Source organism: Lutibacter oceani (assembly GCF_003384935.1).
Lineage (GTDB): Bacteria > Bacteroidota > Bacteroidia > Flavobacteriales > Flavobacteriaceae > Lutibacter > Lutibacter oceani.
On sequence record NZ_QTTQ01000011.1, the window covers coordinates 651665 to 666440 of the forward strand.

A 14776-nucleotide genomic window follows, 5' to 3' on the forward strand; every position below is an offset into this window, starting at 1 on the left:
TATTACCAGCCACCACCAGAACCACCACCACTAAATCCACCTCCACCAAAACCGCCGCCGAAGCCACCGCCACCAAAACCTCCACTAGATCCACTTCCAAAACCACCGCTACTTCCAAAGCCACCTCTACCGGCACGGCTTAAAATAATAGCTTTTAAAATATCTGCTGCGGTAGAATCTCTCCTAAAACGCTTGCCATTATGGCCTCCTCCTTTATTTTTCTTCGAAAAAATAATTAATAAAATGATGAAGATTATAAAAATGATTACAAATGTTGGAATACCTCTATCACTGTTAGAGTTTTGCTTTTTTGTGTTTTTATAAGAACCATTTAAAACTTCGAAAATAGCATCAGAACCTTTATCCAAACCTCTATAAAAATCGCCTTTTTTAAATTCAGGAATAATAATATTTCTTGTAATTTCACCTCCAATACCGGCAGTTAATAAATGCTCAACACCATAACCTGGAGAAATCCATATTTTACGTTCTTTATTTGCTAATAAAATAAAAACACCGTTATCTTCTTTTGCTTGTCCAATACCCCATTCATGTGCCCATTTTGGTGTTAAAATACCTATATCTTCACCATTTATGGTTTCAACTGTAGCAATTACAATTTGCGTTGATGTAGAATCTGAATACTTAATTAATTTATTTTCTAAAGCTGTTTTTTGTGAAGCTGATAATAAATTGGCATAATCATAAACACTTGTTTGAAGCTTTGGTTTATCTGGAATTGTAAACTGCCCAAATACAATTTGAACAAACAAAATGGTTATAAAAAAAGTAGCGTATTTTTTAAATATGTTATTTAATCTAATCATTTATCCTTTAGAGATTTCGTCAGATAATTCGTTAGTATCCTTTGATTTATAAGGAAAAAATTCTTTTAATTTTTCACCTACTTCTAAAATAGCAAGTTCAATTCCTTTTGAGAATTCTCCCTTTTTAAAATGAGATAACATTAGTTCTTTTTCTGTATGCCAAAAGTTTTCTGGAACCTTATTATTTATTCCTTCATCACCTAAAATGGCTAATTTTTTACTTTTAACAGCAATGTAAATTAAAACACCATTTCTAAGATCAGTAGTGTCCATTTTTAAAAAATGAAAAACCTCCAAAGCTCTATCCAATGGAGGTTTTTCAGTATTTTCTTCTATGTGTACACGGATTTCTCCTGAAGTATTTTTTTCAGAAACTTTTATAGCTTCAATTAACAATTGTTCCTGCTCTGCTGTTAAAAAATCTTCAACTTGTGACATTATTCTTTTTTACCAAAATCAAACTCAACATCAGGTGCTTGGTCGGCCCCTGCTTCAGCATTAAAATAAGGTTTACCTTCAAAGTCAAAAAATCCAGCTAAAATATTATTTGGAAATGTTTTAACATGATTGTTAAACGGTTTTATTGCTTCATTATAACGTGTACGTGCCGTTAAAATCTGATTTTCTGTACTTGCTAATTCGTCTTGTAGTTTTAAAAAGTTTTGATTTGCTTTTAAATCTGGATAACGTTCAACAGTAACTAATAAACTTTTTAATGCACCACTTAAACCACCTTGCACTTGGTTAAATTGAGCCAATTGCTCTGGAGTAATATTTGAAGGATCAATATTTACTGAAGTAGCTTTTGCTCTGGCTTCAATTACTGAAGTTAACGTTTCTTTTTCAAAATCTGCTGCTCCTTGTACTGTTTTAACTAAGTTTCCTATTAAATCATTTCTACGTTGGTATGCTGTTTCCACATTCCCCCAACTCTCAGAAACATTTTCGTTTAATTGTATTCCTTTATTATAAAACCCTTTTACCCAGCTATAGCCACCAAAAGCTAATAATGCTATTATAATTAAAGGTATTAACCACTTTTTCATTTGATTTGATTTTAAATTTATTTATAATTCTATTTAATTAGTTGCCCAAACAACAATTCTGTTACTAATTTACAGAAAAAAAATTAAGAAATTTGATTTTTTATTTTAATCAATTCAGCTTTAATAGTTTCTAAACGCATGATAATATCATGGTTTCCTTTTACATTTTTAGGATTTTCTTTCATTTTAGTTTTTGCACCTTCCAGAGTAAATCCTTTTTCTTTAACTAAATAATAAATAAGTTTTAAGTTTTTTAAATCTTCCTGTGTAAATAACCTATTCCCTTTGTTGTTTTTTTTGGGCTTAAGAATCTCAAATTCTTTTTCCCAAAAACGAATATGCGAAGTATTAAGACCAAATGCTTTAGCTACTTCACCTATTTTATAGTATCTTTTTTCGGGTAAATCTATATACATTAATCTAAAGATTGTCCTTCAATTTGGGCTGCTTTTTGCATTGCTTCAAACTCTTCAGGAGATAAATTCCCATAATAGAAGTTTATAGGATTTATTTTAGTGCCGTTCTTAGTAATTTCATAATGTAAATGTGGTGCTTGAGAACGACCAGTATTACCAACAAAACCAATTAAGTCTCCTCTTTTTACTTTTTGTCCCTTTCTAACATTGTAATTACTTAAATGGGCATATAAAGAAATATACCCAAAACCATGGTTAACTCTAATATGTTTTCCGTAACCAGCAGAAGCTTGATCAGCTCTTTCAATTACGCCATCACCTGATGCGTAAACTGGTGTTCCTCTTGGTGCTGTAAAATCCATTCCCCAATGTTTTTTCCGTGCTTTTGTAAATGGGTCTGTTCTCCAACCATAACCTGAAGCCATGCGTGTTAAATCTTCATTTTTAACAGGTTGAATTGCAGGAATTGCTGCCAATAACTTCTCTTTATCTTCAGCTAATTTTACAATTTCATCCAACGATTTAGATTGCACATACAATTGTTTTGATAAAATATCCATGTTTTTCGTAACATCTGTAATCATTTGAGAATTGTCAAAACCTTCTAACGCTTTATAACGGTTTATACCACCAAAACCAGCAGTGCGTTGTTCTTCTGGTATTGGATTTACTTCAAAATACAAACGATAAATATTGTTATCTCTTTCCTGAAGTTCTTTTAATATTTTATCTAACTGCGTAATTTTTTTACCGTGTAATTCTTCGTTTAATTTTACAAACTCTAATTCACGTTTTAATTCTTTTTCCTTTGGTGATTCAAATATTGGTGTAAAAACAAAAAAACCTAAAATCATAAAAATAAAACCCGCTAACAGCGTTAACAAAAAATGCTTTAATTTTTGCCCTTTTCTTGGCTTTATCTTTTGATAAGAAAGTGTATCTGAATCGTAATAATATTTTACCTTCGCCATTGTTTATAAATTATCTTATTTTTGCATCACAAAACGCCATTTTATTAAGTAATATTGTGGTACAGATTTAACAAAATTACGAAATGTTTTACAAAATTTGTAAAACACATATTTTTTAGCATATAATTAACATGAAATAGTCTAAGGTAAAAGTTTAAATACATAAAAAAAATAATGTATAAACTATTCCCATTTGACCTTTAAAAATAATTAAGAATTACAAATGAAATCACAACAAGTTCGTCAGCATTTTTTAGACTTTTTTGCATCAAAAAAACACACTATCGTTCCTTCTTCACCAATGGTTTTAAAGAACGATCCAACTTTAATGTTTACCAACGCTGGTATGGTGCCATTTAAAGAATATTTTTTAGGTCAGAAAAATGCCACAGACAAACGTGTTGCTGATACTCAAAAATGTTTACGCGTTTCAGGAAAACATAACGATTTGGAAGAAGTTGGTAAAGATACTTACCACCATACTATGTTTGAAATGCTTGGTAACTGGAGTTTTGGTGATTACTTTAAAAAAGAAGCCATTGCCTGGGCTTGGGAATTTTTAGTTGATGTATTAAAAATTGACAAAGATTGTTTGTATGTAACCGTTTTTGAAGGCGCAGAAGAAGACGGATTAGGTTTTGATAAAGAAGCTTTTGACTTTTGGAAAAAATATATTAGTGAAGACCGCATAATTAACGGAAATAAAAAAGATAATTTTTGGGAAATGGGAGCTCAAGGACCTTGCGGACCTTGTTCTGAAATTCATGTAGATATTAGGTCTGTTGAAGAAAAAGCAAAAGTTTCAGGTAAAAGCTTGGTAAATATGGATCATCCGCAAGTAGTGGAAATTTGGAATTTAGTTTTTATGGAATTTAACCGTAAAGCTGATGGTTCATTAGAAAAATTACCTGCAAAACACGTTGATACTGGAATGGGATTTGAGCGTTTGTGTATGGTTTTACAAAACAAACAATCTAATTACGATACCGATGTTTTTACACCGTTAATTAGAGAAGTGGAAACCATTACAAATAACCATTATGGTAAAAATGAGGAAACAGATATTGCCATTCGTGTAATTGCTGATCACGTTCGTGCTGTAGCTTTTGCTATTGCAGACGGACAATTACCATCAAATAATGGAGCTGGTTATGTTATTAGAAGAATTTTAAGAAGGGCTATTCGTTATGGATTTACTTTTTTAAACACTAAAGAGCCTTTTATTTATAAATTGGTAAATACATTAAGTAAACAAATGGGTACTTACTTTCCAGAACTAAAAGCTCAAAAACAATTAATAACCAACGTAATTAAAGAAGAAGAAAATTCATTTTTAAGAACTTTAGATCAAGGGTTGGTTTTATTAGATGGAATTATTGGAAATACAAAAGGAACTGAAGTTTCTGGTAAAAAAGCTTTTGAATTATATGATACTTATGGTTTTCCAATAGATTTAACAGCTTTAATTCTTTATGAAAAAGGAATGACTTTAAATGAAGAAGGCTTTAAAAGTGAACTAGAAAAACAAAAAAATAGATCCAGAGCTGCTGCAGTTGTAGAAACAGACGATTGGGTTGTTTTATATGAAGATGACGATGAAGAAGAATTTATTGGTTACGATACCCTTGAAGCTAAAGTAAGAATTACAAGATACAGAAAAGTCTCTTCAAAAAAAGATGGAGAATTATTCCAGTTGGTGTTTAACATGACTCCTTTTTACCCTGAAGGTGGTGGACAAGTTGGTGACAAAGGGTATATTGAAGTTAGTAATGGTAACGTTATTTATATTGTAGATACTAAAAGAGAAAACAATTTAATTTTACATTTTGCAAAGAATTTACCAAAAGATCCATCCCAAATAATAAAAGTTGTTGTTGATGAAAAACAACGTTTTAAAACAGCTTGTAACCACAGTGCAACCCATTTATTACACCAAGCATTGCGTGAAGTTTTAGGAACACATGTTGAGCAAAAAGGCTCTGCAGTACATTCTAAAAATTTACGCTTCGACTTTTCACATTTCGCTAAGCTAACTGTTGATGAATTGAGCCAAGTTGAAGATTTTGTTAATGCGCGTATTGATAGTAAAATTCAATTACAGGAATTTAGAAATATCCCAATGGAAACTGCCTTAGAAAAAGGTGCAATGGCTTTATTTGGTGAAAAATATGGCGATACTGTTCGTGCAATTCAATTTGGGCAATCTGTTGAACTTTGTGGTGGTTGTCATATTCAAAATACTGGTGATATTTGGCATTTTAAAATAATTTCTGAAAGTGCTATCGCTGCAGGTATTAGACGTATTGAAGCTATAACTGGTGATGCTGCTAAAGATTTCTTTTTTGAGAATAACAGGGTGTTTTTTGAAATAAAAGACATTTTAAAAAACCCTAAAAATCCGCAAAAAGCAATACTCGATTTACAAGAAGAAAATTCAACTTTAAAAAAACAAATTGAGACCTTATTAAAAGATAAAGCAAAAAACTTAAAAGGTGATTTAATTAATGAAGTTGAACAAGTAAACGGTATTAATTTCCTCGCTAAAAAATTAGATTTAGATCAAAATAGTATTAAAGATTTATGCTTCGATTTAGGAAATGCAGTGGATAATTTATTTGTGTTATTTGGCACAGAAAAAGAAGGAAAAGCTTTTTTAACTTGTTTTATTTCAAAAAATTTAGTTGAAGAAAAACAATTAAATGCTGGAAAAGTAGTACGAGAACTAGGAGCATTAATACACGGTGGTGGTGGTGGACAGCCATTTTACGCAACTGCAGGTGGTAGAAATCCTGAAGGCATTGAAAAAGCCTTAAGTGAAGCAAAAAGATATATTGTTTAATTTTGTTGAATTGTTGAACCGTTGAAAAACAACGATGGCTGAGCAGAGTAGAAGCCAATTTAAAAAACACTGTAATAGGTAATTTCGACTCCGCTCAATCACCTAAAAATGAATTTTACGTTGTCATTCCTGCGTAGGTAGGAATCTATTTTAATAACGTATGGATTCATGTTTTCACAAGAATGACAGAAAACTTAATCAGTGTTACCTTTAAAAAAGAATACATGAATTTTAGAACCAACATACAGCTACAAAAAGAGCGTAATCAAATTGATTACAATTCTAAATTATTGTTAATTGGTTCATGTTTTTCTGAAAACATTAATAAAAAATTAAACTATTTTAAATTTAATACAAACAGCAATCCTTTTGGTATTTTGTTTAATCCAAAAGCAATTGAAACTTTAATTACTAACGCAGTAAATTTGAAAGAATATACTGAAAAGGATATTTTTAATTTAAATGAACGTTGGCATTGTTTTGATGCACATTCCGATTTAAGCAATTCAAACAAAAATGAATTATTAAATAGTTTAAATTCTGAAATTAAAGAAAGTAACAAAAATTTAAAAGAAGCTTCACATATAATAATTACTTTAGGAACTGCTTGGGTTTATCGTTTTATTGAAACCGATACTATTGTTGGAAACTGTCATAAAGTTCCTCAAAAAAAGTTTTTAAAAGAATTACTTTCAGTTAAAAAAATAATTGAAAACCTTGATAACTTAATTGCTTTAATTAAAAGTGTAAATCCAAAAGTAAACATCATTTTTACAGTAAGTCCGGTAAGGCATTTAAAAGATGGTTTTCTTGAAAATTCCCAGAGCAAAGCTCATTTGTTAACTGCAATTCATCAAATCACAGATAAAAAAGCACAGTTATACTACTTTCCTTCCTATGAAATTATGATGGATGATTTGCGTGATTATCGCTTTTACAATTCAGATATGGTGCATCCAAATGAAACTGCTATTAATTATATTTGGGAACAATTTAAAAGCGTTTGGATGGATGATAAAACATTCCCAATATTAAAGCAAGTTGATACTATTCAAAAAGGATTGTCACATAAACCTTTCAATCCAAATTCGGAGCAACATCAACAGTTTTTAATTTCTCTTCAAGAAAAAATTCATCATTTACAAAAACAATTTCCTTACATAGTTTTCTAAATTTAAAAAATAGGGCATTTGCCGTATTGTTTTATTTTTTCATGAATGTGACTTTTGATTTATCAACTTTTAAAATTCACCTTTATGAAAACTAAAAAAATTAAATTAAGTAAATCACTACTAATTATATTTATAAGCATTACTTCAATTTTAAATGCTCAAAAAGCAGAAACACCAAATAACACCTATGATTTAGGAGCTACAATAAACGAAATGACACTTACCGTTGGTGGTGTTTTAGTAGTTGCTACAAATGATGGTTTAGTTGGAATTAAACCTACTGAAAGTAAGCCTGTATTTACCTTTAATGCATTTGGACAATTAAAACCCGAAGAAACAGAATTTGTACCTAACTCACCGTACATAATTGTTTCACAAGGAGCAAATTCAAAGTTTGCTGGTATTGCAAAAACAAAACGTGCCGTAATAGATTATATAACAGGTGATGTAATTTTTAATACTGATGAAGCTAATTGGAATCAAATTTATACGTGTAATATTATACTTCCTGAAAACAAATTAGTTGTTAGCGGTATTCAAAAAGAAGGAGATAAATTTGAAAAAATGACTCCAAAGGTAGCTGTGTACGATTTAAGCTCAAGAAAGTTAGATTATAGTTTCTTTTTAGATAAACCAGGAAGAGTTGGTATTGCAAGAGACGTTAGTGTAACTGGAACTCCTTTATTAATGAAAGATTTTATTATTGTTCCAACCGCGCAAGGTTTAATTGCAAAATCACATACTGGCGCAGATGTATGGGAAAACAAAGTTAAGGATATCAACTGGATGGTTGCCGATAAAACCGGTAATGAAATTTATGGTTTTGAAACTACTAGTAACGGAAAAAACACCAGAATTCATAAAATTGGTAAAGATGGTTCTGAACTATGGAATGATGACAGAAAAGTAAAAGGAAACGTCTCTAATTTCGAAATAACTTCACAAGGATTAGCAGTTGTTAGCGATAAAAACGATGGAGGTAGTTCAAGTGTTTTCGCAACTAAAAATGAATCTGAAATTGCCTTTTTAAGTGCTGCAACTGGTGAAGATGTTTGGGAAAAAGCTCCGAAAACAAAAGGCTATGTACAACATTTTTATATACAAGATGATGGTATATTATTTGGTATTCAACAAGGTGGTATCAACAAAATTTCTTTTGATGGTCAAGCATTATTTAAAAAGCCCCTAAAAACTGGAGAAAATATTATGATAATGGCTGAAACTCCACAGGGTTTAATTTACATTACTAGTGAGGATGCTAATATTGTAGATTTAAAAACTGGAGACCAAGTTTGGAGCAAACCATTAAAATATAAAAATTCTGCTGCTGTAGCTTCAACATATGACGATGCTAAAAACAGGTTTTTAATTGCAGCAAATGAAACTGTATTTGCTATTGATGCTGATTCTGGAGATGTATCGGAATTAGCTGATACTAAATTTGATGAAAAAGAAGAGCCAAATACTATGCAAATGAAGAATGGAAATATATTTTTAAGTTCCTCGCAAAATATGATGCTATTAGGCAGTAATGGAAATGAATTGTACCACGAATACTTTAAATCCCCTGGGCAAAGTGGTTTTGTAAAAGTACTTGCAGGTGTTGTTGCTGTTGCTTCAACCGCCATGGCAATGTCCACCGCAGCAAGAGCCGGTGCTAACAGATCGGCTTTTGGAAATTCGAATGATTTAAGTAGTTATAATTCTTATGGTAAAGAAGCCAAAAGAGCTTCTGATATGTTTGCTGCTATTGGCGATGCATCATTTGCTTTAATGTCTCAACGATTTAAAGCAACTGCAGCCACAGAAAATTCACAATTTATTTTAACAAAATTAGATGATGGTGTTGGCTTAGTTAAAGTAAATAAAGAGACTGGGAAAATTGATAAAGAAATAGTATTAAAAGATAAAAAACCTGAATATCAGGTTGATGAATTTGGTGGTATTTTATATTACAAAGCAAATAAAAGTACCATAAATGCATACGATTTAAAAAAATAAGGTTAAACCCTTTAAAGGCTGCTTCAATTTTCCACACGTTGAAGCAGTCTTTTATCAATTTTTAGAACATCATAAAACGTTTTAAAATTATTTTAGTTAAAATCTAAAACCATGAAAAAAAAACTGCTAACCTCCATTTCAATAATAATTTCAATTTGTATAAATGCCCAATGCATTTCAGGAGATTGTGAAAATGGATTTGGAAAAATGCAGTATAACGATGGCTATTTTGAAGGATTTTTTATAAACAGTCAACCAAATAAATTGGGTTTAATGCACTATTCAAACGGTAATTATTATTTTGGACAACTTTCTAATAGTAAGTTCAATGGGTTGGGTTTTATTCAATATAAAAATGGTCAAAGTTATGTTGGAAATTGGTTTAATGGAAATCTTCATGGGCAAGGCATTTATAGTGATTCAAAACAAAATCCTATAGCTGGAGTTTGGGAAAACGGACAGTTTAAAACAGCTAAAAATACGGAAGCACAAACTACAAACCCAGCTAATTGTTTAGGTAATTGTATGAATGGTTATGGCAGAATTACCAATACTGATGGCTCTCAAATTCAAGCCATATTTGAAAATGGAATAGCAACTTATGGACGTATTAATAACGTATCATTTTCTTATGATGGTGAAATTAAAAATAATTTACCAAATGGATATGGTCAAATAGGATATACAAATGGCGATCATTATTTTGGATTTTTTAAAAATGGAAAAAAACATGGTTCTGGAATTTTTACGCCAAAAGGAAAACAAAGAGTTTATGGCACATGGAAAAATGATGAATTACTTCAACTAAATGAAGTAAAATTTTGCAATGAAATAGAAAAACTTACTAACTTAACCTTAAAAGAAGTTAATGCATTATCAATAGAAAAAAAAGATGCCTTTTCAAGTAAAAAATTACTAAAAGATAAATTTTTAATAGATTATGAATTAACACTAAAAAAAGCTCCCTTTAATAATGATTATGACCTAACTATTACATTTCCAAAAGGTGAATTAAACACTCCAAATGTATCAAAACAGCAATTAAATGAAATCTTATCTAAATGCAATAATTTTGCTAAAATAAAAGACTATTATTTTACTTTTGAAAATAAATTTATTAGTATAGATGAAAAAGATTCAAATAAAATTATCACAATAAGATATCCCGATAAACTATAATGAAGTGAAATAATTAAGTATCCATTTATGATTAAAATAAGTGTTTAAGGTCCTTACAACGTCGCCAAAAGTTAGATTTTAATTTTGTATTTTTTGTATATTGCTTTAAAAATATACCATGAAACTAAAACTAACCATCTTATTTTCATTTATTAGTCTTTGTTCTATTGCACAAAGCAAAGTTTTAGATAGTCTTTTAGAGGTTTCCAAAAATCAATCAGGTGAAATTTTTGTTAAAACTTTAAATGAAATTTCATGGGAATATAAAAATTCTAATATTGATAGCGCATTTTCTTATGCACGAAAATCTTTAATTGTTTCAAAAAAAACAGATAGTAAAAAATCGATCGCTTCTTCATACAACAGCTTGGCCAATTGTTTTGAAGCAATTGGAAAGTTAGATAGTGCAACAGTATATCATCAAAAAGGACTTGATTTAAAACTGGAAATTGGGTATAAATTAGGTGCTGCGGATTCTTATAATAACCTTGGAATTGTATACGATTTAAAAGGTGATTTTGCACTGTCTTTAGAAAACTATTTCAAAGCTTTAAAAATTTACGAAGAAGAAAAAGATGTGCCATTGGAAAGTTTACCAATGGTATTAGGAAATATTGGCATTGTTTATAAAAAACAAAAAGAGTACGATAAAGTTTTGGACTATTATAAAAGAGCACTAAAAATATATGAAACAAACAATAATAATTTTGGAATTGTAGTTATAAAAGGGAATATTGGTTCTGTATTAATCAATACTAAAGATTTTGAAAATTCAATAAAATATTCTGAAGAGGCGAAAAAATTATATGTTAAATTGGGTTACGATCGTTACGTTCCCTATATGTTAAACAATATTGCAATTGCAAAAGATAGCTTAAAACTTTATAATGAATCACAAAAAGATTACAAGGAAGCAATTCGACTTTTTAAAAAAGACCAAAATTTATACGAGTTAACTTTTGCACAAATTGGTTTGGCCAGAAGTTTAATAAAAGAAAAACGATTTTCTGAAGCTAAAGTAATAGCCAAAGATGCATTAAAAATTATACAAGAAAAAGGATTTAAGGAGTTTGAAATAGATGCTAATAAAATACTAGCTATTGTTGAATCAGAGGCTGGAAATTACAAGCAAGCCTACAAATACTTTGAAGAATATGCTATTGGCAAAGACAGTTTATTTGAAGATCATAAAACAAAAACTATTTTTGAACTTGAAACTAAATACGAAACAGTTAAAAAAGAAAAAGAAATTGCCCAACAAAAAGAAGAACTATTAAAAAATGAACTAGAAATTAAAAATAAAAACTTTTACACTGTTTTACTTGGTTCAGGATTTTTAATTTTCAGTATTATTTCATTCGGTTTATTTAAACGTCAACAACATAAAAAAAGAGAATATACAAATCAGTTGGCGCTTAAAGAAGCTCAATCGTATAATAAATTACAAGATCAACGCTTACGAATTTCACGTGATTTACATGATAATATTGGCTCTCAATTAACCTTTATCATTTCATCCATTGATAATTTAAAATTTTTATCCGATTCAACTAATGAAAAACTACAAAATAAGCTTTCTGAAATAAATAATTTTGCAAGTACAACAATTTCACAACTAAGAGACACTATTTGGGCAATGAATAAGAATGAAATCTCATTTGATGATTTACAAGGTAGAATTTTGGCATTTATTGAAAAAGCAAAATTAGCTACAAATAATACAATTATATTTAAGTTTAATTCTACAATAACCTATGAATTAAACTTTTCTTCAATAAAAGGGATTAATATTTTTAGAGTAATTCAAGAAGGTTTAAATAATAGTATAAAATATGCAAACGCAACAGAAATATCTGTTAACATTACAGAATCAGATTCAAAAATAATCTTTGAAATATCAGATAATGGAAATGGTTTTAATATTAATACTACAGAACTAGGAAATGGTTTAGAGAACATGCAAAAACGCATTGCTGAAATAAATGGTGAAATTTTAATTCAATCTGAAATTAATAAAGGAACTGTCATAAAAATTACTTGCAATAAAAATAAGACAAATGCCCTATAGTATCATTTATTAAATACCGCTATTTTTACTAAAATATAAAACTACTAACTATTATGAATCTTAAAATTGCCATAGCTGAAGACAACAGTTTTTTAGCAAAATCAGTTATTGAAAAATTATCTTTTTTTAACGATTTAGATTTTAAATTTAAAGGTGTTAATGGTGCAGAATTAATTGGAAAATTAGAAGCAAATCATAATATTGATGTAATATTAATGGATATAAAAATGCCTGAAATGGACGGTATTATGGCAACCGAAATTATTAAAAATAAATACCCTCATATTAAAATAATAATGCTAACTGTTTTTGATGATGATGAAAACCTATTTAAAGCTATTAAGGCTGGAGCAAATGGCTACTTATTAAAAGAAATTGATGCCGAAAATTTACATAAATGTATTCTTGAAGTTATGAATGGTGGAGCTCCAATGACACCAAATATGGCATTGAAAACTTTAAAATTACTTAGAAACCCATTAAATATTAACGACTTTGAAGAATTAGAACAAATTAAATTAACAAACAGAGAAACTGCTATTTTAGAACACCTAAGTAAAGGTTTAAACTACAACGAAATTGCTGAAAATTTAATAATCTCACCTTCAACTGTTAGAAAGCATATCGAAAATATTTATAAAAAATTACAGGTTCATAATAAAATGGAAGCTGTAACCAAAGCCAAAAAACATAACCTTATTTAGAACTAATAGTTAATAAAAAAAAGAGAAGCATTTAGCTTCTCTTTTTTTTATTAACTATTTAAGTAATATTAATTTACAAACTTAGCTACATTTTGCCAAGGACCGCCATTAATTACATCAATTCCATTTTGCTTTAAAAATGCTGTAGCCTGCCCACTTCTTGCTCCGCTTCTACAAACAGCTATAACTTTTTTATTCATTGCTTTTATTGCTGCAACTTTTGTTGGAATAGTATTTAATACTATATTTTTAGAACCATTAACATGCCCACTTTGGTATTCTTCAACTGTTCTTACATCTATAACAACAGCTCCTTCTTTTAAATATTCTTCAATTGATGATTCTTCATTACCACCACCAAATAATCCGAAAAAACTCATTCTTTTATATTTTAAATTTTGCGCAAATATAAGCTATATTATATGAATTATCGTAACACTAGTTACCATAAAATTTTAAATAACAACTTTAAACATTTATTAATTAAATAGTTACAACTAATTTTAATTAGTAAAATATATATTTTAAAATATTATTAGTATGTTAAAATGGTCCGCTATAATTTAAAAGTAAATTTCTTTTGTATATTTAGCCGATTGAAAAAAGTTAAAAATGAGAAGGAGAAATACAAAAATAAAACTATTAATTGGTGCAGCAATTTTATTGTTTTCACTTTTTAAATACTACTCTAACAGTGAAATAAATGAATTTACTGGAAAAAAACAACATATTTCAATTTCTACCGATGAAGAAGTGGTTATTGGTTTACAAAGTGCACCGCAAATGGCACAACAACATGGTGGATTATATCCAGACCAAAATTATCAAAAATTAGTTGATCAGGTTGGTCAAAAATTGGTAAACAATAGTGTTGCAAAACAAACAAGTTATAGATACGATTTCCACTTATTAAGAGATCCTAAAACCATTAACGCCTTTGCATTACCTGGCGGACAAATATTTATTACTTACGCCTTATTTGCAAAGTTGGAAAATGAAGACCAATTGGCCGGAGTTTTAGGGCACGAAATTGGACATGTAGTTGGTCGCCATTCTGCAGAACGCATGGCAAAACAAGGATTAACACAAGGTGTTTTAAGTGCTGTTTCTGTTGGTTTTGACCCAAGTACCGCACAAGGAGCTGCTGGATTAGCCAATGTTATAAATATGAGCTATGGAAGAGATGACGAATTAGAGAGTGATGAATTAGGTGTAAAATTTATGATGGATGCAGGTTACAATCCAAATGAATTAATTGGTGTTATGGAAATATTAAAAGCCGCTGCCGGACCAAACAGAACCCCTGAAAGAATTAGTACACATCCAGATCCTGAAAACAGAATTGAAAAAATTAAAGAAGCTATTGAAAAGTATAGAAAATAAGGCTCTTTTTACAAGTGTTAAAGAATGTTAAATATTTGGCTTTTAAAATAAAACCTGTATATTGATTATATGATACACACAGAAAATTACTTCAAAATTAATGTTATTTAGACTTTAATAAGGTCTAACTACTTCTTACTCAAACTTTTTAATTTACCACTTCAAAAAAT

13 protein-coding genes are annotated in these 14776 nt (G+C 29.4%); 7 read left to right on the top strand and 6 right to left on the bottom strand.

The features are described from left to right. Nucleotides 1–2 precede the first annotated feature (2 nt). The 5 genes from BX611_RS12115 to BX611_RS12135 all read right to left on the bottom strand — a co-directional run bounded on the left by BX611_RS12115 (nt 3) and on the right by BX611_RS12135 (nt 3260). Nucleotides 3–827, bottom strand: a complete 825-nt coding sequence (locus BX611_RS12115) for a TPM domain-containing protein (protein WP_115881616.1) — start codon at nt 825–827, stop codon at nt 3–5. Continuing rightward, nucleotides 828–1265, bottom strand: coding sequence for a TPM domain-containing protein (locus tag BX611_RS12120; RefSeq protein WP_115881618.1), 438 nt, complete (start codon nt 1263–1265; stop codon nt 828–830). Beyond that, nucleotides 1265–1873, bottom strand: a complete 609-nt coding sequence (locus BX611_RS12125) for a LemA family protein (protein WP_115881620.1) — start codon at nt 1871–1873, stop codon at nt 1265–1267. The genes BX611_RS12120 and BX611_RS12125 overlap by 1 nt, the downstream gene beginning before the upstream one ends. Before the next feature lie 83 nt (nt 1874–1956). Then, the gene (locus BX611_RS12130; RefSeq protein ID WP_115881622.1) at nt 1957–2289 is read right to left on the bottom strand and encodes a MerR family transcriptional regulator; all 333 of its coding nucleotides are present in this window, start codon (nt 2287–2289) and stop codon (nt 1957–1959) included. Further along, nucleotides 2289–3260 (bottom strand): M23 family metallopeptidase, encoded by a 972-nt coding sequence (locus BX611_RS12135; RefSeq protein ID WP_115881624.1) that lies wholly within the window; start codon nt 3258–3260, stop codon nt 2289–2291. The genes BX611_RS12130 and BX611_RS12135 overlap by 1 nt, the downstream gene beginning before the upstream one ends. A 223-nt stretch (nt 3261–3483) precedes the next feature. On the opposite strand from BX611_RS12135, the gene alaS reads away from it, so the two are divergent. From alaS to BX611_RS12165, 6 genes are all read left to right on the top strand, one after another. Continuing rightward, nucleotides 3484–6099, top strand: a complete 2616-nt coding sequence (gene alaS / locus BX611_RS12140; RefSeq protein ID WP_115881626.1) for an alanine--tRNA ligase — start codon at nt 3484–3486, stop codon at nt 6097–6099. Nucleotides 6100–6323: 224 nt separating this feature from the next. Further along, complete coding sequence (locus BX611_RS12145; protein WP_115881963.1) at nt 6324–7271, top strand: GSCFA domain-containing protein; 948 nt, start codon at nt 6324–6326, stop codon at nt 7269–7271. 84 nt (nt 7272–7355) lie between these two features. Beyond that, nucleotides 7356–9272 (top strand): outer membrane protein assembly factor BamB family protein, encoded by a 1917-nt coding sequence (locus BX611_RS12150; RefSeq protein WP_115881628.1) that lies wholly within the window; start codon nt 7356–7358, stop codon nt 9270–9272. A gap of 111 nt (nt 9273–9383) precedes the next feature. After that, nucleotides 9384–10451 (top strand): MORN repeat-containing protein, encoded by a 1068-nt coding sequence (locus BX611_RS12155; protein ID WP_115881630.1) that lies wholly within the window; start codon nt 9384–9386, stop codon nt 10449–10451. A gap of 118 nt (nt 10452–10569) precedes the next feature. Then, complete coding sequence (locus tag BX611_RS12160) at nt 10570–12519, top strand: tetratricopeptide repeat-containing sensor histidine kinase (RefSeq protein ID WP_115881632.1); 1950 nt, start codon at nt 10570–10572, stop codon at nt 12517–12519. Nucleotides 12520–12572: 53 nt separating this feature from the next. Next, entirely contained in the window at nt 12573–13223 is a 651-nt protein-coding gene (locus BX611_RS12165) for a response regulator transcription factor (protein ID WP_115881634.1), read from the top strand. Between the two features lie 68 nt (nt 13224–13291). Here BX611_RS12165 and BX611_RS12170 read toward each other — a convergent pair whose 3' ends face one another. Beyond that, nucleotides 13292–13603 (bottom strand): rhodanese-like domain-containing protein, encoded by a 312-nt coding sequence (locus BX611_RS12170; RefSeq protein ID WP_115881636.1) that lies wholly within the window; start codon nt 13601–13603, stop codon nt 13292–13294. Between the two features lie 232 nt (nt 13604–13835). On the opposite strand from BX611_RS12170, the gene BX611_RS12175 reads away from it, so the two are divergent. Beyond that, the gene (locus BX611_RS12175; RefSeq protein ID WP_115881638.1) at nt 13836–14606 is read left to right on the top strand and encodes a M48 family metalloprotease; all 771 of its coding nucleotides are present in this window, start codon (nt 13836–13838) and stop codon (nt 14604–14606) included. Nucleotides 14607–14776: the final 170 nt, after the last annotated feature.